Annotated in this window: 13 protein-coding genes, 2 tRNA genes and 3 rRNA genes; 11 read left to right on the forward strand and 7 right to left on the reverse strand. The window is 48.1% G+C overall.

Translation table 11 applies throughout. The features are described from left to right. Window positions 1-46 precede the first annotated feature (46 nt). Together IQE94_RS12645 and IQE94_RS12650 are read left to right on the forward strand one after the other, a co-directional pair. Window positions 47-769, forward strand: a complete 723-nt coding sequence (locus IQE94_RS12645; RefSeq protein WP_223342075.1) for a hypothetical protein — start codon at window positions 47-49, stop codon at window positions 767-769. A gap of 132 nt (window positions 770-901) precedes the next feature. Then, window positions 902-1804 carry a GNAT family N-acetyltransferase gene (locus tag IQE94_RS12650; RefSeq protein ID WP_223342076.1) on the forward strand — a complete coding sequence of 301 codons (903 nt, stop codon included), beginning with the start codon at window positions 902-904 and terminating at the stop codon, window positions 1802-1804. On the opposite strand, the gene IQE94_RS12655 is transcribed toward IQE94_RS12650, so the two are convergent. The 4 genes from IQE94_RS12655 to IQE94_RS12670 all read right to left on the reverse strand — a co-directional run bounded on the left by IQE94_RS12655 (window position 1801) and on the right by IQE94_RS12670 (window position 6831). Beyond that, the gene (locus IQE94_RS12655; RefSeq protein WP_212718906.1) at window positions 1801-2901 is read right to left on the reverse strand and encodes a hypothetical protein; all 1101 of its coding nucleotides are present in this window, start codon (window positions 2899-2901) and stop codon (window positions 1801-1803) included. The two genes, IQE94_RS12650 and IQE94_RS12655, sit on opposite strands and share 4 nt — an antisense overlap. Window positions 2902-2935: 34 nt before the next feature. Next, window positions 2936-4219: a histidine--tRNA ligase gene (gene hisS, locus IQE94_RS12660; RefSeq protein ID WP_212718919.1), complete on the reverse strand. Its 1284-nt coding sequence runs from the start codon at window positions 4217-4219 to the stop codon at window positions 2936-2938. An 87-nt stretch (window positions 4220-4306) separates the two neighbouring features. Further along, a complete protein-coding gene (locus IQE94_RS12665) occupies window positions 4307-4747 on the reverse strand; it encodes a DUF29 domain-containing protein (RefSeq protein WP_212718921.1) in 441 nt (146 codons plus the stop codon). Further along, a complete protein-coding gene (locus IQE94_RS12670) occupies window positions 4720-6831 on the reverse strand; it encodes a serine/threonine-protein kinase (protein WP_223342077.1) in 2112 nt (703 codons plus the stop codon). Before IQE94_RS12670 ends, IQE94_RS12665 begins: the two co-directional genes overlap by 28 nt. Before the next feature lie 173 nt (window positions 6832-7004). On the opposite strand from IQE94_RS12670, the gene IQE94_RS12675 reads away from it, so the two are divergent. After that, a complete protein-coding gene (locus IQE94_RS12675) occupies window positions 7005-8018 on the forward strand; it encodes an ABC transporter permease (protein WP_212718926.1) in 1014 nt (337 codons plus the stop codon). 37 nt (window positions 8019-8055) lie between these two features. On the opposite strand, the gene IQE94_RS12680 is transcribed toward IQE94_RS12675, so the two are convergent. Together IQE94_RS12680 and IQE94_RS12685 are read right to left on the reverse strand one after the other, a co-directional pair. Continuing rightward, the gene (locus IQE94_RS12680) at window positions 8056-8646 is read right to left on the reverse strand and encodes a DUF2808 domain-containing protein (RefSeq protein WP_212718929.1); all 591 of its coding nucleotides are present in this window, start codon (window positions 8644-8646) and stop codon (window positions 8056-8058) included. A gap of 87 nt (window positions 8647-8733) precedes the next feature. Then, window positions 8734-9729 carry a saccharopine dehydrogenase-like oxidoreductase gene (locus tag IQE94_RS12685; RefSeq protein WP_212718931.1) on the reverse strand — a complete coding sequence of 332 codons (996 nt, stop codon included), beginning with the start codon at window positions 9727-9729 and terminating at the stop codon, window positions 8734-8736. 424 nt (window positions 9730-10153) lie between these two features. Here IQE94_RS12685 and IQE94_RS12690 point away from each other — a divergent pair. From IQE94_RS12690 to IQE94_RS12720, 7 genes are all read left to right on the forward strand, one after another. Continuing rightward, window positions 10154-11642: ribosomal RNA gene (locus IQE94_RS12690) — 16S ribosomal RNA — on the forward strand. Between the two features lie 142 nt (window positions 11643-11784). Beyond that, a tRNA-Ile gene (locus IQE94_RS12695) sits at window positions 11785-11858 on the forward strand. Window positions 11859-12108: 250 nt separating this feature from the next. After that, window positions 12109-14990: ribosomal RNA gene (locus IQE94_RS12700) — 23S ribosomal RNA — on the forward strand. 70 nt (window positions 14991-15060) lie between these two features. Beyond that, a 5S ribosomal RNA gene (gene rrf, locus IQE94_RS12705) occupies window positions 15061-15178 on the forward strand. The 16S, 23S and 5S rRNA genes sit together here with 1 tRNA gene alongside, the layout of an rRNA operon. A 192-nt stretch (window positions 15179-15370) precedes the next feature. Beyond that, window positions 15371-16132 carry a hypothetical protein gene (locus IQE94_RS12710; RefSeq protein ID WP_212721291.1) on the forward strand — a complete coding sequence of 254 codons (762 nt, stop codon included), beginning with the start codon at window positions 15371-15373 and terminating at the stop codon, window positions 16130-16132. Window positions 16133-16201: 69 nt separating this feature from the next. Beyond that, entirely contained in the window at window positions 16202-16627 is a 426-nt protein-coding gene (locus IQE94_RS12715; protein ID WP_370630543.1) for a DUF427 domain-containing protein, read from the forward strand. Between the two features lie 93 nt (window positions 16628-16720). Further along, window positions 16721-17917 carry a GNAT family N-acetyltransferase gene (locus IQE94_RS12720; protein ID WP_212721286.1) on the forward strand — a complete coding sequence of 399 codons (1197 nt, stop codon included), beginning with the start codon at window positions 16721-16723 and terminating at the stop codon, window positions 17915-17917. 190 nt (window positions 17918-18107) lie between these two features. Here IQE94_RS12720 and IQE94_RS12725 read toward each other — a convergent pair. After that, a tRNA-Leu gene (locus tag IQE94_RS12725) sits at window positions 18108-18191 on the reverse strand. 146 nt (window positions 18192-18337) lie between these two features. Here IQE94_RS12725 and IQE94_RS12730 point away from each other — a divergent pair. Then, the gene (locus IQE94_RS12730; protein ID WP_223342078.1) at window positions 18338-20140 is read left to right on the forward strand and encodes an aspartate kinase; all 1803 of its coding nucleotides are present in this window, start codon (window positions 18338-18340) and stop codon (window positions 20138-20140) included. Window positions 20141-20144: the final 4 nt, after the last annotated feature.

Genomic DNA, 20144 nt, shown 5'->3' on the forward strand with positions numbered 1-20144 from the left:
TCACAAGAATTGTTTAAATAACTGGAATGTAGATAAATCGATCTCCATGGATTATCAACTCCCTGCTGAGATCTTGGACAATATAGTAACCAGTCTAAAAGATGATTTCTGTATTTTATTAAGTCGAGATGTTTATTCTGAAGGGGATGCTCAATTTTTATCTGATTATTTATTATCTCGTTCACAGGAATTATCCCCAGATTTTTTAGCTTTATTACCCCGATGGCTGGGAGATGAACAAAAACATTATCAAACTCTGCGGCGGGTTTACCGTTGTTTGTCCGGACTAGATTTTGTCACTATGGATGAAGATTTTCATCGACGATTGCCTAGTTTAGAACCCATTGCTTGGGTTTTACAAGACGAGTTTACCATTGTTAGCACCCTAGTGTTTGACGAATTGGGGTCTATGTTTTCTTACCGTCGGGATCTACGGGAATATTATCAACCTTTTGGTAAAGTATTTAGTCGTGTGGGACAACATTTAGTCCAGGATGAAGGTAGTCATTTTCGCCACTTTTTAAATATTCTCAAGCAGAACTATTCCCATCGCCTCAAAGAATTACCGGATTTTTTCCATAATTTAATCAAGCTGGAAAAATCCCTGGGGCGTTATTACCACACCTTTTTGCTAGACCATGCCCAGGAAATGCACCGTTTCCCGCCCTACTTTAGCGAAGTTATTGTCCAGTTAATTTTGGCTGAGCTAAACCTTAGCGATCGCCCTAGCACTGCTGTGATTAAATCCTTAACTCTTGTTTTGTCCTAATCTATCAGTTACTTAATTCCTCCCATGGAAGTTGGCGATCGCCTAAAAATCACAACTCACAATAATGGAGATCGCCCTGGCACCGATGTTATAAAATCTTTGACCGATTCCTCCTTTGTTTCGCCCTAATCTATGAGTTACCTAATTCGTCCCATGGAAATTGGCGATCGCCCGTTGGTAACCCGTTGGGCCCAGCAAGAAGGCTTTTGTCCAGGCATAGGGGATCTGGGAATTTTTTGCGACACTGATAACGGCGGCGTTTGGGTGGGGGAATGGGAAGGTACAGCAGTGGGTTGCATTGCGGGCATTCGCTATGACGAACACTATGGTTTTATTGGTTTATTTCTCGTCCAACCAGAGTATCGAGGGCGGGGTTTTGGGGTTGCTCTCTGGCAAACGGCGATCGCCCATTTAGAAAATGTCAGTTGTGTTGGTTTGGAAGCGGCCCTAGCAAGGGTGGAAGATTATCAAAAATGGGGTTTTCGCCCCGCCTACTACACCCGTCGTTATCGTTTGCCCCCCGCAGATCGCCAGTCCTGTGTACGGCCAAGTTTTGCTCCCGATTTGCCCCCCGGTTATCAACTGATGGCTAGGGATAAATTAACGGAAGCCAGAGTGCAAAACTATGATGCTCGCCACGAAGCTACCCCCCGTCCCCTGTTTTTACACGAATGGTTGGGACGGCCGGAGGGAAAGGTGATGGTTATTTTGGACGATCAGGGGGATTGTTGTGGTTACGGCCGCATTCGTCCCTGCCTATTGCCCAACGATGAAGATGGTTTTCCCCAGGGTTGGCGTTTGGGGCCCCTGATGGCGGACAGCACTGCTTTAGCTGGGGCTTTGCTAGATGTGTTACTTGGCGATCGCCAGGGGCCAGTTTTTATTGATGTGCCAGAAGTGAATCAAGATGCCATTTATCTGTTGGAAGAACGGGGCTTTGAACTGACTTTGTTAAATCTACGCATGTATAAGGGCAATCCCCCCCAACTTCCTTTGGAGGACATCTACGGCCTGGCCTGTTTGGAACTGGGCTAAGCGCTGGTTAACTTCGGGGGCAAAGGAGATTGGGAACGGCGGGGACGGTGGTGCAATAAGCTCAGCATTTTACTGGGATCGGGCAGATCCAAATGCACTGGCCGACGATTCTCGTCCACCATAACCGTAATGTCCACCTGGATCGGATTTTCCAGTTCTGGGTAGATTAGCTCGACGGAGTAACTCACAGACCGGAATGGGGTGAACTGGCCTGATTTTTCTGGATTAGATGTGGCATCTGTATTTAATGGAGCGGCCGCGACGGGCTCTAACAGCTGCTCGTTTTCATCTTCGATCGCCGGTATGGTAGCTATCGCCGGTTCTAGAATCTCCTCTTCTTCAGCAATTATCGGGTCAATCAACACTTCGACCGGTTTTATTTCTTCTTTCTCCTCAGAAGTTCCAAATTTTGGCACTTCCTCTACTCCGGCTCGAACGATCTCTTCTTGGGCGGCGATCGCCGGATTAGTAAGCACTTCTGGCTCCAGAACCTGCTCCTCGTTAGTTGCTTCTGTTCCCAACATCTCTAGGGGACTGCTGGACTCCGCCATCCTGTTTTCCGTCAGTTTCGCCCTGGTTTTTCTGCTCCACTGCAGTACCGGCACCGGCTCTGGATCAAGCTCTGGCACCACCATGGGACGTGGGGGATGGGGCACAATGGCGTTATTTTCCCCATCCGTTTGAGTGTTATCAATATGAACTTCCGACTCCGATTCCCCTGGTTCAGCACTCAATTTGGGTACTGTGACCGTGGCCATGGCGGGGGTAACCACTTGAAATTGAAAACGGATTTGCCAATTTTCCCCACAGAGTTGATCAAACAAATCGGGCTGGGCGCTGAGTTGCCAGGTTCCCGGTTGAACCGTGTGTAAATCTAACAGGGAGATTAGACCTTCTTGATTGGTGCGGCCTTGGAAATCATGGTTTTCCACTTTGCCGGTGGCGGAAAAAAACTTCCAGCGCCATTGCACATACTTTGCGGATATTGGCAGGCGGGCCGCTAGACGGTAATGGCCCACAGGCAGGGAACGGCAAGGGTCTAGAGGTTGCCAACTGGGGTTATCGTCGGTTTTAAACCAAATTGTCCATGGGGTCATGGCAGGTCACAGAAAAATTAGAGGTGAGGTAGGGTTATTTTTCCCTATGTCCCGCTAAACGTTGTTTGAGTTCCGCAATATCCCCCATTAAATCCTCTAATTGCAAGGTTTCCTGGGCTTTACTGGCCAGCCATTTAAGCTGAACTGTACCCGTTGCCATTTCCCCTTCCCCCAGCACTAAACAGGCGATCGCCCCGGATTTGTCGGCCCGTTTAAATTGTTTGGCAAAGGCACTGGCGCTCAGATCTAGGGCCACGGTAAGACCTTGATTCCGTAATTGCTGGGCCAAAATTAGGGCTTGGGGTTCCGCTTCTTCTCCTTTGGAAATGAGGTAAAAGTCCGGGCCAGAAACGGGGGGCGTGGCCATTTGTTGCAAAAGGATAATTAACCGCTCCAATCCCATGGCCCACCCAACGGCAGGGGTAACGGGGCCGCCCAATTCCGCCACTAAGCCGTCGTAACGACCGCCGCCGCAAACCGTGGCCTGCGCTCCCAAGTCGCTGGATTGAATTTCGAAGGCAGTGTGGGTGTAGTAATCCAAGCCCCGCACCAGGGTGGGGGTAAGTTGGTAGGCAATGCCCAAATCCGTCAGTAGTTGTTGCACTTGGTCAAAGTGGCGTTGGGAGTCTGGCCCTAGGTGCTCCAAAATGCTGGGGGCATCCTGAACAATTTCTTGGGTACGTTTAGCTTTACTATCCAAAATTCTGAGGGGATTGCGATCCAACCGGTCTTGGGAATCTGGGTCTAGCTCATTTTTAAAAGGAGTTAAGTAGGCGATCAAAGCTTCCCGGTATCTTTGGCGATCGCCGCCATTGCCAACGGAATTTAAGGCGAGGGAAAGGTTACTCAATCCAAGGGCTTTGAGAATGTCGGTGCCTAAGGCAATCACTTCCACGTCAGCCCTGGGATCGGCACTGCCCAATACTTCTACCCCCAATTGATGGAATTGTCTTTGCCGACCGGCCTGGGGTCTTTCGTAGCGGAACATAGGCCCGGTATACCACAATCGTTGTACTGCTCCAGCGGCCTGTAAGTTCTGTTCAATATAAGCCCGTACCACCCCCGCTGTGCCTTCGGGTCTTAGGGTAATAGGGCGATCGCCCCGGTCGGTAAAACTATACATTTCTTTGCCCACAACGTCGGTGGCTTCCCCAATGCCCCGCTCAAACAGAGTGGTCTGCTCAAAAATAGGGGTGCGAATTTCTTGGTATAAAGCCCGGTCTAAAATGCGTTTGGCGATCGCCTCTACCCATTGCCAATAGTTGGTTTCCGGGGGCACAATGTCACGGGTTCCACGAATGGCTTGGATAGCTCCCATAGTTCGGCTCAGTTCCTGTCAAACAAAATACGTTCCTAACCTTAGCGGATTCCGATGACCCATGGCCCCTTGGCGATCGGCAGGCAATTAATTAGACTCGGTTTCCGGTAGCCAATCTTCCAGCACTTGGTCAATGGCAAAAGGACACGATTCAGGAAAAGTATTCAGGGCTAACCCCGTTTGTCGGGAGGCTTCCCGCCGAGCCCTGGCATATTCCTTCTCCAGAATTTCTTCAGGATAGTTCCATAAGCTAGGGCTATCTTCAATTTTGCGACGGATTTGGGAGCGGCCATCATTAATAGAATCGAGCCAACTATCTGATCGCCGTTGGGGTTGATATTGCCATTTCAGTAGATGCACCATGATGCGCTCCATTTGGAAACCGATGGCACTGCGCTCACTTTTGCCCAAATCCTCTATCTCCTCAATTAGGTGGGGCAAGTCAATGGCTTCCCAATGTTTTTCCCGCAATAATTGGGCTGTTGCCTCGGCCCAAAGTACTAAATCATGTTCGTAGATAGTTGACATATCTTTGTGATGGCAATGGATACCGTAAATTTTACAAATCTTCTAGGAATTACAAGGATTTTTAATCCTTTTTTTGCACTTTTTATTGCCAATGAATTATCAACAAAAGCAAAAGTGTTAGTCGCAAACATAGCAAAACTAGAATCATTTATTCCAGATAGAATATTGACAGAACCAAAAATAATTACCGAGATAACTAAGCCGCCCCATCTTCTCGTGTAAATATAAGATGAGACAAAAGTCAGCAAAAAAGTCAAAAAGAAATTAGCTGAAATTGAGCGATTCGACAAATATTTATCTTGTACTTTAGCTGGAATAATACCAGGTTTTTGAACAGATTTATTTTGATTCTCATTGTTAACAACTGCTTCGGGATGTTTGACCAACTGCTGTGTAAAAAGAGGATCTAAGTCGGCAAGAATTAACTTCAATGGGGGCAAAGCATTACTTTCTAGATTTACGCACCATTGGTATTTTCTTGAATCATGCCTGTAGTAAGAGATTATGAAAGACAGACTGTTTAAGCTATCAATAGCGGCTAATAAAGATCCATACTCCTTCACTGTTTTCAAGTAATCACTGAGATTTGAGTAATATCGAGAAATTACTTCAGCTTCAGGCTTAGAAGCATAATGATCTTTATGATATTTTATAATTTTGCTTGTCATATCTTTTAGATAATCGCTGATTTTATTAACAGTTGCTTTATCTAAGTCTGTCAAATAAGCTAAATTGGAATATTTTTTTCTAACAGGACGTTCAACTAGTACTAGATTCGGTTTTGAATTAGATATAATCATCCTTAGTTTATCCAAAACATTTTTTTCTAGTCCATAACTCCATTGATATTTTCTACTACTGTGACGATATCTATCCGTCATTTTTTTTAATCTTTGAACACGATCAATTATTGATTGAATATCATCTCTTGACTTGATTTTTCGTAAAAAGTTCTCAATGTCATTGTAATATCTTGACAACACTTCAGCTTCCTCATAGGAAGCATTATGATCTGAATGATAACGTAAAATTTTATCGATCATGAGTTTAAAGTAATTTGCCACACTGTCGATCAGAGCCTGGTCTAGTTCCGACAAAAATCTTGATTGCTGACATTTAAATATAAATTTTTCTGAATCAAAATAAGTGTTATTTTGATTTCTTATAAATTGGCTATTGACATTTGGTTGTATTTTTGAGTCTTTTTGATAAAGATATAAGTGCTGAATAATATCATTAACTCCTTTGTATCTTTCTTTTATTTTAGTGCAAATCATCTTGTCTAGAATCTTGCCTAGTTTTTCATCAACAAGATTATCAACCAGGTAGTCCCTCCACACCCATTCATATTCATAACTGTTGAATAAATTGAGGGGCGAAATACTTGTCAGCAAATAAATACAAGTGACTCCAAGACTGTATAGATCGCTGGCTGTAACTGGTTTACCAACCAACTGTTCCGGCGCAACATATTCCACAGAACCAATTTGAGTACCTGTAACTCCTTGATTTTTTTCAGTAATTTTTTTAGCGGCACCAAAATCCACTATTACTAATTTCTGATCCTTTGTTCGACGAATAATATTGGCAGGTTTAATGTCACGGTGTATAACTGGTACCTGGTGGATAAAATTAAGTACTGGTAGTAAGTCTAGTAATAACTGCTCAATCTTATGCTGGTCAAACGGTCCAAACTGTTCTAACTCTTCCTCCAGATTTTGACCCTCAACATACTCTTGAACCAAATACTGCTGTCCATCAATAGTGAAATAAGCTAACAACGATGGAATTTGGTCATGGTGTCCCAACTCATCTAGCCGTTTCGCTTCTTCGGCAAATAACTGCTCTGCTTTGGCTAATCCTTCCGTACCTGACCCCTGGGGGCAAAATTGCTTAATTACACAGTAGGGTTTAGATGGTTTATCGTGGTCGATCGCCAAAAACGTTTTGCCAAAGCCACCCTGGCCGATCAGCTTAACCGCCTGATAACGTTCCTTAAGCCACAAAGGTTTGCCACAACGCTGACAAAATCTGTAATGGTCTGGATTGACCGCTAAGCATTGTGGATTCAGGCACTGGGTCATAATAGATCGACAACACTACTGTTCATTTTTAATGATAGTTGCCCAAGTTGAATTTGCCCTACATCAATTGAGTGTTTTTTCAATCATCGGCATCGAGAAAAGCCTTAAGGTATATTGACTAGATGTAATCTCCCCTATGGTAACTATCCCAGCAGTTCCTAATTCAGTAATCCATGCGTAATCCCCTCCGTTGGCTCCAAAATGACGACTTAGCCTATGTTGTCCAGCGGTTAATAGAAGGACTGATTACCTTACTACTGGCATCCCTATTAAGCTTTGCCATTATCCAGTTGGCCCCCGGCAGTTACCTCGATACCCTCCAGCAAAATCCAAAAATTTCCCCGGAAACCATCCAACAACTCAAGGTTCAGTTTGGCTTGGATCAACCCTGGTATGTGCAATATTGGCGCTGGCTGACCCAAGTGCTTACCCGTTTCAATTTTGGTGAAAGCTTTGTCTATAACCGTTCCGTTGCTTCTCTACTGATAGAACGGATTCCCGCCACCTTGCTACTGGCAATAACTTCTATCATTCTCACCTGGGCGATCGCCATTCCTTTGGGTATTGTGGGTGCTGTTCAGCAAAATACGTTGTTAGATCGAGGTTTGCGGGTAATCAGCTATATCGGCCAAGGATTTCCTAGCTTTATCACTGCCCTACTCCTATTATTTCTTGCCCAATCCGTATCGCCCCTGTTGCCAGTGGGAGACATGACCAGCATTGATTTTGCCGAATTTTCTTGGCCCCATAAGGTCTGGGATGTGGCTTGGCACATGATTTTACCTACTCTCGCTCTGAGTATCACCAGTTTTGCAGGATTACAAAGGTTGATGCGAGGCCAACTGCTGGACGTGTTACGCCAGGACTATATTCAAACTGCCAGGGCCAAAGGTTTGCCGGAAAATCGGGTCATTTACGTCCACGCCCTTCGTAATGCCATCAATCCCCTGATCACCATTCTGGGTTTTGAATTTGCCAGTTTGCTCAGTGGTGCTTTCATCGCGGAATTTTTCTTCAATTGGCCAGGCCTAGGTCGATTAATTCTCCAGGCGGTCACCGCCCAGGATCTTTATCTAGTAATGGGCAGTTTAATGATGGGGGCAACTCTTCTTATTCTTGGTAATCTTCTGGCCGATCTATTGCTGAAGTTCACCGATCCCCGCATTCAGTTGGCAGACCTAAAATAGAATTCACACCCATTTTGTGAATGGTTGACTGGCGATATTACCAAGTTCCACCTCGATAAAACTGAAAGCGGGCCACTCCCAAATCCATCGCTTGGGAATTTTCCCCCGGTGGTAAAGCAAAAACTCGAAATTGGTAAACTCCCGGCACATCAGGATTCTTCCAGGGCTTCAGACCAATGGTGACAATTTCTCCAGGGGGGATGGCTTGGGTAAACGTTACAGTGATTTTTCCCGTACTTCTGTCCCAGTCCACCGACTCAAGAGCCACCTGCGTCCCCCGATGGTGGCGATCGCCTAAGAAGGCAAAGCTTTGATCAGGGTAAAAATTAATCGGATCTGGGTTAGGTTGCTGTTGAAAAACAACCCTGTCGAGGGGTTCTCCGGCCTGCTCCGGCAGGGAAATGGTGAAATAATACTTCGCCGCCGGAATGGAAACCGCATTAAAAGTAGTGGCGCTATCCATCAACTGCGGAGGACTACTGAAAAACAGTACTCCCCCTGGCAATTCCCCCGCTCCCGCAACGCCCATCTGCGGTCCGCAACTCCCATAGGACTGAGTCAAAACCAGCCCAAGGGCGATCGCCAGGCCGAAGCCCTTTCTTAATCTGGTCGAAAGTACTTGTGTCATAAAGTTTTGGATCGGTTGAAGGAATTAGGGCTAAGGGATAAACGCACCTCACCAGCAAAAACGGGCCAGGGAGAAAGATAAGGGCATCTACCGCACAAACTTGGGCATCACATCAGCCGCCGTGAATAAACCCATTGAACCTTGACGGTGTAGGCCATAGCCCGCTTTTAAATAACCAAAAGCTGGGCCGCAAACATTGGCCGCCATGCTAGTTTCATCCCCCAGAGTAAAGGTATGGGTAGAAATTTTGCCCTCAAAAGTTCTGCCTGTAATTTTCACATGGGTACTCAATGGCTTCTTCGGATTACGGGTATCTACCACGCCTCCCACCGTCACTTGGTCTCGGTGACAGATGCCCGCCAATTCCAACATGATGTCGTCAGCATGTTCCATATCCTCCAACGCCAAAATGCCATCGGTTTGATCCAACAGAGCCGCCACTTCTTCATCAGTCATAGCCTGGGCCTTATCAACATTGTACCCAGGCATATGGGCAATATCCTCTCGAATGGTCGCCCGATAAGCCTCCCAATTAGCAATACCCACCCCAAACGTGATTTTTACCTGGTGAATTTCCTGGAAACTTTGGGCTGCCACCGCCGCCGCCGCCGTTAGTAAACCTGGGGTCGCTCCACAACCCGTCATATAAGTTATGCCTGCCTGGGCCAAATCATCCCGTAACCCTAATAACTGCTCCACTGCACTGGTGCGTTTTAGCGCATCTACCAATACTCCCTGCCAGCCAGAGATAATAAATTGCCTAGTCACATCTGCCATAAAAGTATTGGGCAAATTAGGCAACGCCAAGAAGTAACCATCCACCTCCCCCTCACCGATTAAGTCTTCAATACTCTGCTCACTCATTTGTCCCTTGTCGGTCTTACCCACGGAACCCTGCTGAGTATAGGCCTGCACCGCATTATCCACATCAATGCCACCAGCATTATATAGATACCCATGGCGATCGGCGATCGCCACCAACACCATTTCTCTTTTAGGGGCTAAAAGCCTAGCCGCCGCTTGCCCTAAACCTCCAAAACCAAGAATGCCAACCCTTAAAGGCGCAGAAGAAGAACTCCCCATTTATCCAACTCGCAATAATAACAACGCCCCCATTATCTGATGGAGAAGGTCATGGGAGAAAGAGAGTATGTTGCCTGAATCGGGTAAAAAGTGCCCTGGGAGGAAAAAAGCCACTACTGGAGAAGTTTTCTTGTAGTTGAAAGGCTTGTGGAGAGGGAGTTGTGAGGAGTTGGGAAAAAAGATTTGGAAAAAGTGTTGACTTTTCTTGTGGAGGTGAGTATATTGATAAATGCGCGGTTGAGAGCGAAAGCGACTCGAAAGCGCCCCGAACCTAGACAAAGAAATAGTTTGAGAGACAGAAACCAGACCCTTGTTAATTCAATTAACAAACCAAAGTCTGTTTCTACTTGACAAAGAGTGTAACTCAAGTCGGGTGAAATAGCAATAGAAAAGAGCCGAAACTTATAAATTGGTTATTTTTAACACAATGGAGAGTTTGATCCTGGCTCAGGATGAACGCTGGCGGTATGCCTAACACATGCAAGTCGAACGGGAATCTTCGGATTCTAGTGGCGGACGGGTGAGTAACACGTGAGAACCTACCTTCAGAATGGGGACAACAGTTGGAAACGACTGCTAATACCCAATGTGCCGAGAGGTGAAAGATTTATCGTCTGAAGATGGGCTCGCGTCTGATTAGCTAGATGGTGGGGTAAGAGCCTACCATGGCAACGATCAGTAGCTGGTCTGAGAGGATGAGCAGCCACACTGGGACTGAGACACGGCCCAGACTCCTACGGGAGGCAGCAGTGGGGAATTTTCCGCAATGGGCGAAAGCCTGACGGAGCAATACCGCGTGAGGGAGGAAGGTCCTTGGATTGTAAACCTCTTTTATCAGGGAAGAAGTTCTGACGGTACCTGATGAATAAGCATCGGCTAACTCCGTGCCAGCAGCCGCGGTAATACGGAGGATGCAAGCGTTATCCGGAATTATTGGGCGTAAAGCGTCCGTAGGTGGTTTTTCAAGTCTGCTGTTAAAGAATGGAGCTTAACTCCATAAGAGCGGTGGAAACTGAGAGACTAGAGTACAGTAGGGGTAGCAGGAATTCCCAGTGTAGCGGTGAAATGCGTAGATATTGGGAAGAACATCGGTGGCGAAAGCGTGCTACTGGGCTGAAACTGACACTGAGGGACGAAAGCTAGGGTAGCGAAAGGGATTAGATACCCCTGTAGTCCTAGCCGTAAACGATGGATACTAGGCGTGGCTTGTATCGACCCGAGCCGTGCCGAAGCTAACGCGTTAAGTATCCCGCCTGGGGAGTACGCACGCAAGTGTGAAACTCAAAGGAATTGACGGGGGCCCGCACAAGCGGTGGAGTATGTGGTTTAATTCGATGCAACGCGAAGAACCTTACCAAGGCTTGACATCCCTGGAATCCTGCGGAAACGTGGGAGTGCCTTAGGGAGCCAGGAGACAGGTGGTGCATGGCTGTCGTCAGCTCGTGTCGTGAGATGTTGGGTTAAGTCCCGCAACGAGCGCAACCCTCGTTTTTAGTTGCCATCATTAAGTTGGGCACTCTAGAGAGACTGCCGGTGACAAACCGGAGGAAGGTGGGGATGACGTCAAGTCATCATGCCCCTTACGCCTTGGGCTACACACGTACTACAATGGTCGGGACAACGGGCAGCGAGCTCGCGAGAGTAAGCGAATCCCATCAAACCCGGCCTCAGTTCAGATTGCAGGCTGCAACTCGCCTGCATGAAGGAGGAATCGCTAGTAATCGCAGGTCAGAATACTGCGGTGAATTCGTTCCCGGGCCTTGTACACACCGCCCGTCACACCATGGGAGCTGGTCACGCCCGAAGTCGTTACTCTAACCTTAGGGAGGAGGGCGCCGAAGGCAGGGCTAGTGACTGGGGTGAAGTCGTAACAAGGTAGCCGTACCGGAAGGTGTGGCTGGATCACCTCCTTTAAGGGAGACCTTTACCCCTTCATCTTGAAAGCAAAGTGCAAATAGAGAGAAGTTGGTCAACCAAAAGGTCGAGCAAGGGATTAGCCGAAAGGTTGAAGAGTGGAAGTCTTTCAAACTATTGCCTAGGCGAGGTAAAAGGCAAGGGCTATTAGCTCAGCTGGTTAGAGCGCACCCCTGATAAGGGTGAGGTCTCTGGTTCAAGTCCAGAATGGCCCACCTAACCAAAAACAAGCCAAAAAGAAGGATAAACCCTTCAGCATCCTGTCTGATGAGAGTCAGAGGGAATGCTGGATGTAAGTCCAGTAAGAACCTTGAAAACTGCATAAAGAAAAGAGAAAGCAGGGAAAATCTTGCTCTTCCTAACCATTTCTAGATTAACTACGATGCTTTTGGCTGAGTGGAAGATTGAAAAATGGTAAAGGTAAGAGAAAAGATAATCCTAGTTAGCAAAAGAAGATCTTAATAAGGTCAAGCTACAAAGGGCTAACGGTGGATACCTTGGCACACAGAGGCGAAGAAGGACGTGGTTACCGACGAAACGCTTCGGGGAGCTGGAAACAAGCATTGATCCGGAGGTGTCCGAATGGGGCAACCCAAGTGAACTACCCGCTGAATAAAATAGGCGGGAGAGAGCGAACCTAGTGAACTGAAACATCTTAGTAGCTAGAGGAAAAGAAAACAAAAGTGATTCTCTAAGTAGCGGCGAGCGAACGGGGAACAGCCTAAACCAATGTCTTCGGAGATTGGGGTCGTGGGACAGCAACGTGGACTGAGTAGATTAGACGAAGCAGCTGAAAACTGCACCAGAGGAGGTGAAAGTCCTGTAGTCGAAAATCGAAGCAGCCTAGCTGAATCCCGAGTAGGTCGGAGCTCGTGGAATTCCGATTGAATCCGCCAGGACCACCTGGTAAGGCTAAATACTACTGTGTGACCGATAGCGTAAAGTACCGCGAGGGAAAGGTGAAAAGAACCCCGTTGAGGGGAGTGAAATAGAACATGAAACCGTTAGCCTACAAGCAATGGGAGCTCGATTAAACGAGTGACCGTGTGCCTGTTGAAGAATGAGCCGGCGACTTACAGGTTGTGGCAGGTTAAGGTGTGTTGCACCGAAGCCAAAGTGAAAGCGAGCCTGAATAGGGCGTTAGTCACAATTTGTAGACCCGAACCCGGGTGATCTAACCATGGCCAGGATGAAGCTTAGGTAACACTAAGTGGAGGTCCGAACCGACTAATGTTGAAAAATTAGCGGATGAGCTGTGGTTAGGGGTGAAATGCCAATCGAACCCGGAGCTAGCTGGTTCTCCCCGAAATGTGTTTAGGCGCAGCGGTTGTAAAGTCAACTTGGGGGGTAAAGCACTGTTTCGCTGCGGGCGGCGAGAGCTGTACCAAAGTGAGGCAAACTCAGAATACCCAAGAAGAAACGACCAGTAAGACGGTGGGGGATAAGCTTCATCGTCGAAAGGGAAACAGCCCAGACCACCAGCTAAGGTCCCCAAATCATCACTAAGTGAGAAAGGAGGTGGGAGTGCATTGACAACCAGGAGGTTTGCCTAGAAGCAGCAATCCTTAAAAGAGTGCGTAATAGCTCACTGGTCAAGCGCTCCTGCGCCGAAAATGAACGGGGCTAAGTGATGTACCGAAGCTGTGGACTCAGATATGAGTGGTAGGGGAGCGTTCTGTATAGGGTGAAGCACTAGCGGCAAGCAGGTGTGGACAGTACAGAAGTGAGAATGTCGGCTTGAGTAGCGAAAATATGGGTGAGAATCCCATACCCCGAAATCCTAAGGGTTCCTCCGGAAGGCTCGTCCGCGGAGGGTTAGTCAGGACCTAAGGCGAGGCTGAGAAGCGTAGTCGATGGACAACCGGTCAATATTCCGGTACTGATTATAAATTGTGGCGGGGGACGGAGAAGGCTAGTGCAGCTGGAAGTTGGTTACCAGTCCAAGCATTCGAGGCGATGAGAGACGGAGAAAACGTCTTGAGCGGAGGTGTGATGGGGAGTCTCTACGGAGACGAAGTGCATGATGTCAAGCTTCCTAGAAAAGCCCGAACCACGTTAATTTATAGTCACCTGTACCCGAAACCGACACAGGTAGGAAGGTAGAGAATACTAAGGGGCGCGAGGTAACTCTCTCTAAGGAACTCGGCAAAATTACCCCGTAACTTCGGGAGAAGGGGTGCCTCCAGCAATGGAGGTCGCAGTGAATAGGCCCAGGCGACTGTTTACCAAAAACACAGGTCTCCGCAAAGTCGTAAGACGCAGTATGGGGGCTGACGCCTGCCCAGTGCCGGAAGGTTAAGGAAGTTGGTTAGGAGTAATCCGAAGCTAGCGACTGAAGCCCCGGTGAACGGCGGCCGTAACTATAACGGTCCTAAGGTAGCGAAATTCCTTGTCGGGTAAGTTCCGACCCGCACGAAAGGCGTAACGATCTGGGCACTGTCTCGGAGAGAGGCTCGGCGAAATAGGATTGTCTGTGAAGATACGGACTCCCTGCACCTGGACAGAAAGACCCTATGAAGCTTTACTGTAGCTTGGAATTGGGTTCGGGCTTTGCTTGCGCAGGATAGGTGGGAGACTATGAAGTTGCTCTTGTGGGAGTAATGGAGTCAACGGTGAGATACCACTCTGGTGAGGCTAGAATTCTAACTTGTTCCCGTTATCCGGGAGAAGGACAATTTCAGGTGGGCAGTTTGACTGGGGCGGTCGCCTCCTAAAAGGTAACGGAGGCGCGCAAAGGTTTCCTCAGGCTGGTTGGAAATCAGCCGAAGAGTGTAAAAGCAGAAGGAAGCTTGACTGTGAGACTGACAAGTCAAACAGGGACGAAAGTCGGCTTTAGTGATCCGACGGCACTGAGTGGAAGGGCCGTCGCTCAACGGATAAAAGTTACTCTAGGGATAACAGGCTGATCTCCGCCAAGAGTTCACATCGACGCGGAGGTTTGGCACCTCGATGTCGGCTCATCGCAACCTGGGGCGGTAGTACGTCCCAAGGGTTGGGCTGTTCGCCCATTAAAGCGGTACGTGAGCTGGGTTCAGAACGTCGTGAGACAGTTCGGTCCATATCCGGTGTAGGCGTAAGAGTATTGAGAGGAGACTTCCTTAGTACGAGAGGACCGGGAAGTACGCACCTCTGGTGTACCTGTTATCGTGCCAACGGTAAACGCAGGGTAGCCAAGTGCGGAGTGGATAACCGCTGAAAGCATCTAAGTGGGAAGCCCACCTCAAGATGAGTACTCTCATGGTGTTAAGCCAGTAAGGTCACGGGAAGACTACCCGTTGATAGGCTCTAGATGGAAGTTCAGTAATGGATGAAGTCGAGGAGTACTAATAGACCGAGGGCTTGACCTTTTTCTTCTTTCTCTTTCTTTTTTCTTGTGCAGTCTTCTGGGTCTCTTCTCAGCTAAACCCAACAATCTTTCTTGGTGTCTTTAGCGTCATGGAACCACTCCGATCCCATCCCGCACTCGGCTGTGAAATGTGATAGCGGCGACGATACTCTGGGGGTTGCCCCACGGCACAATAGTCCGATGCCAAGTTCCTCTTTCTTTGAACCCTTCAACTTAGTGTTGGGGGGTTTCGCTTTTAGTGCCAATGGAATGATAAACATGGATAGTTGGCAGAAGTAGGGTTTTCTTTCCTGTGCCATTGTTTGATAATGGTGTTATGAGATGGCTATATGGCTGACTTAGCGATTTTCGTTGATTTATCCCTAGATAGGTATAAAGGCTGTGGTAATTCCAACCCTTAAGGCACCCAATCGTAATGGACGAGCAAGCATTATTGTGAATGCCAAGGTGAAGCAGGAGGGTCGCTTAATTGCGGCTTCCCCTGTTACGGAAAGGATGGTCAATGCTTTAAAGGAGGCGATCGCCGGTTGTTCCCCGGAAACGATTATTGAGACAGTTGCGGTGGCTAGTTTATGGTCGGATCAGGCCCAGCAACAAACCCAAATGGGAGGACGAATTTACTGCCCTTTGACAATCCAGTTACCCCGTTGGCTAGATTTTCCAGGACAAAATATTTACCAGGCATGTCAGGAAATTAATGCCCGCCGTCAGTGGGTGAGCCAACAGCTTAATTTGCCTTTGTGTAGTGACGCTAATTGGTTGGGGGATCATTGGTTGCCGATTATTGTGGCGGTCAATGGTATACAATTCCTACCCCTAATCTATGAGGGGATGATGCCCAATGCCTATGAGATGGTGTCCTGGGATTTACCCCCCTACCAACGCTACCAACGTAGTTTAGAGAATTTGGCACAGGCTTTGATTAAGGAGTTGAAGGCTCCACCGGCAGTTTATTTGCTACAGTTCAGCCTTGCCCAGGGACTATTATTTGACCGACTTTGGCCATTTCCAGCAGCGCCGGCCATTGCCACCATTAACCACGGCCACGCCAATCTGTACACTTACCATTGGTGTTGTTTAAATAATTTGCCCCTACCGACTAGTTTGGGCGATCGCCAACCGCAACAATTACTGAGTCTTTGACCTATGCCCCAACCCACTACTCCTGAGCCGGGGCAAGAATCGGTCTAGGATTATCCCCGTCCTCCCAGAATTGAAGCTTCTGGCCAAAGGGCGGTGATTATATGTGACGGCATTACCATTGCCGATAGTTGCTCGACTCAACGGGTATTAGAGACTAGCCATCCACCGGTTTACTATTTTCCTCCCCAGGATGTCCGGATTGAATATCTGGAGCTTTCCACTAGACATTCCTATTGTGAATGGAAAGGGGAGGCCAGCTATTATCATCTCAATTTAGGCGATCGCCGGCGGGAGAACGTGGCTTGGTATTACCCCACTCCCAATACTAGATTTAGCGTGATCAAAGATTACATAGCCTTTTATCCCAGTAAAATGGATGCCTGCTATGTAGATGAAGAGTTAGTCACGGCCCAGCCGGGGGATTTCTACGGTGGCTGGATTACGTCAAAGATTGTCGGCCCCTTTAAGGGGGGCATTGGCACCTGGGGCTGGTAATTGGTATTGGTCAGATGTTAGAACTTTTAGTTGCGACGGGGGACAATATTCGTTAAATTACCGAAAACTGTCTGATTGCTGTTCTGATTAACCATGGCCAAGTCCCATCCTTCTGGTTTGACAGTGCGTTGGCACCATGCCTTGGCAGAAATTCCCCAGCCCCAGTGGGATCGATTGGCAGTGCCCCTACAAACCCCCTTTCTGGAATGGCATTGGCTCCATAACCTGGAAACTTCCGGCAGTGCTGTTCGTAATGCCGGTTGGCAACCTTGTCATCTGACTGTATGGCAGGGGGAAACCTTACTAGGAGCAGCGGCTTTATATCTCAAAGGCCATAGTTACGGCGAATTTGTTTTTGATCACCAATGGGCGGACTTGGCCCAACGACTAGGCATTGACTACTATCCAAAGTTGTTGGGTATGGCTCCCTTTACCCCTGCCGAAGGCTATCGTTTTTTAATTGACCCTGAAGCTAATGAATTTTTGATCACCCAAATTATGGTAGAAGCCATTGATCATTTTTGCCAAACAAATCAAATTTCCGGTTGTAATTTTTTGTTTGTCGATCGCCAATGGCAAAAGCAAATGGAAAATTTAGGCTTCACTGGTTGGTTGCACCATAGCTATATCTGGCAAAATCAAAATTTTCAAAGTTTTGACGATTATTTGCAAATTTTTAATGCCAATCAACGGCGCAATATTAAACGAGAACGTAAAGCGGTGCAAAAAGCCAGCTTACGAATTCAAGTTTTACAAGGAGATCAAATTCCCCATCATTTTTTCCCGGCAATTTATCGTTTTTATAGTAATACCTGTGACAAATTCTATTGGGGGAGCAAGTACCTAACCAAAAAATTCTTTCAGTCTTTGTACGAAGATTACCGTTCTAGGGTAGTTTTGGTGTTAGCCTTCCCGGAGCACGACGATCAACATCCTGTTGGTTTATCTTTTTGTTTACGCAAAGGCGATCGCCTCTATGGTCGCTACTGGGGAAGCCTGGCAGATTATGATTGCCTCCATTTTGAAGCTTGCTATTATCAACCCATTGAATGGGCCATTGGGGAAGGCATTCAACTATTCGATCCAGGGGCTGGGGGTCGCCACAAACGCCGTCGAGGTTTTCCCGCCACAGCTAACTACAGCTTGCATCGGTTTTACCACCCTAAAATGCAGCAAATTTTGCAGATCTACATTGACGAAATTAATGCTATGGAGCAAGCAGAAATTGATGCTATTAACCAGGATTTGCCCTTCAGTAGAAAAGAAATTAGCCTGGCATTAGAACAATAAAAGCTGACTCAATTATTCTGGTCACAATAATGACAAAATGGCTCTCTTCTATTGGGAGAGTATCATTTTTACCGAGTCTTCCGGAGTTCCAGCAACTCGAAAAGAAGACAAAGGCTGTGGCGAACCGAATTACCTTTGGAAAACTTGCCAAGTTGATAGCAAACCTTGATCAGCCCGAGTAGAGTTAGGATGCGGAACCCGGGACTTGAACCCGGAAGTCCTTACGAACACTAGAACCTGAATCTAGCGCGTCTACCAATTCCGCCAGTTCCGCTTGCGGTGGTTTTTCTTACCGAAAGAACATCATCCCCCAGGATTGACCGGAAGTCAACAGGCTTTTACCAAGAAATAATAGCGGCTTAATTTTTTTGATACCATGGGGAACTTCCGACTTTCCCCCGGCCCTATCCCGAAATCACCATGGCACTAATCGTTCAAAAATTTGGCGGCACCTCCGTTGGCACTGTGGAGCGTATTCAAGCGGTGGCCCAACGTATTAAGCGGACTGTACAGGGTGGAAACTCCCTAGTGGTGGTGGTGTCGGCCATGGGCAAAAGCACCGATGTGTTGGTGGATTTAGCCCAGCAAATTTCCCCCAACCCCTGTCGTCGGGAGATGGACATGTTACTCTCCACCGGGGAACAGGTTTCCATTGCCCTATTAAGCTTGGCTTTGCAGGAAATAGACCAACCCGCCATTTCCCTCACCGGAGCCCAGGTGGGCATCGTAACCGAAGCCGAACATAGCCGGGCCCGCATTCTGGAAATTCGTCCCGATCGCCTAGAGCGCCATCTACAGGAAGGAAAAGTGGTGGTAGTGGCTGGATTCCAGGGCATTAGCAGTGTGGAGCATTTGGAAATTACAACCCTAGGGCGGGGGGGGTCAGACACTTCTGCAGTGGCCCTGGCGGCGGCGTTGAAGGCGGATTTTTGCGAAATTTACACCGATGTCCCCGGTATTCTCACCACCGATCCCCGTCTGGTGCCCGAAGCTCAACTCATGGCGGAAATCACCTGTGATGAGATGTTGGAATTGGCCAGTTTGGGGGCCAAGGTACTCCATCCCCGGGCGGTGGAAATTGCCCGCAATTATGGCATTCCTTTGGTGGTGCGTTCTAGTTGGAGTGATGAACCGGGTACCAGGGTGGTGGCTCCCCCGGTGCAAAACCGTTCCCTGGTAGGGCTTGAAATTGCCAAAGCAGTGGATGGGGTGGAATACGACGCCGATCAAGCCAAAGTCGCTCTGTTGCGAGTGCCCGATCGCCCGGGGGTAGCGGCCCGATTATTCCGGGACATTTCCCAACAGCAGGTGGATATTGATTTGATCATTCAATCCATCCACGACGGCAACAGTAATGACATTGCCTTCACCGTTGTCAAAGACCTATTGGGCACCGCCGAGGCCATCACCAGCGCCATTGCTCCAGCTTTACGCAGTTACCCTGAAGCGGATCAAGAAGCGGAAATTATTGTCGAAAAAGGCATAGCCAAAATCGCCATTGCGGGAGCCGGTATGATTGGTCGCCCTGGCATTGCCGCCAAAATGTTTAAAACCCTAGCCGATGTGGGGGTCAACATTGAAATGATTTCCACTTCCGAAGTGAAAGTTAGTTGTGTCATTGATCAACGGGACGCAGACCGGGCGATCGCCGCTTTGTCCAACGCCTTTGGGGTAACCCTATCTCCTCCCAAGAACCAAACGGACACTTCCCATTTACCGGCGGTGCGGGGGGTAGCCCTGGACCAAGACCAAGCCCAAATTGCCATTCGCCACGTACCCGATCGCCCTGGCATGGCTGCCCAACTGTTCACCGCCCTAGCGGAAGCAAACATCAGTGTGGATATGATTATCCAATCCCAACGCTGTCGCATTAATGCGGGCACCCCCTGTCGAGACATTGCCTTTATGGTGGCAGAAGGGGACAGCCATCAGGCCGAAGCAATTTTGCAACCCTTGGTGAAGGATTGGTTAGATGCGGCCGTAGTGGTGAACAAAGCCATTGCCAAAGTCAGCATTGTCGGTTCCGGCATGATTGGTCATCCGGGGGTGGCGGCCCATTTCTTTGCTGCTCTAGCCAAGGAAAATATCAACATTGAAATGATTGCCACGTCGGAAATTAAAATTAGTTGTGTGGTGCCCCAGGATCGGGGAGTGGATGCCCTGAAAGCGGCCCACAGTGCCTTTAATCTGGCTGGCACGAAAACCGTCACTGTTCCGGCTTAAATCG

It is taken from the genome of Synechocystis sp. PCC 7339 (assembly GCF_019924095.1).
Taxonomy (GTDB): Bacteria; Cyanobacteriota; Cyanobacteriia; order Cyanobacteriales; family Microcystaceae; genus Synechocystis.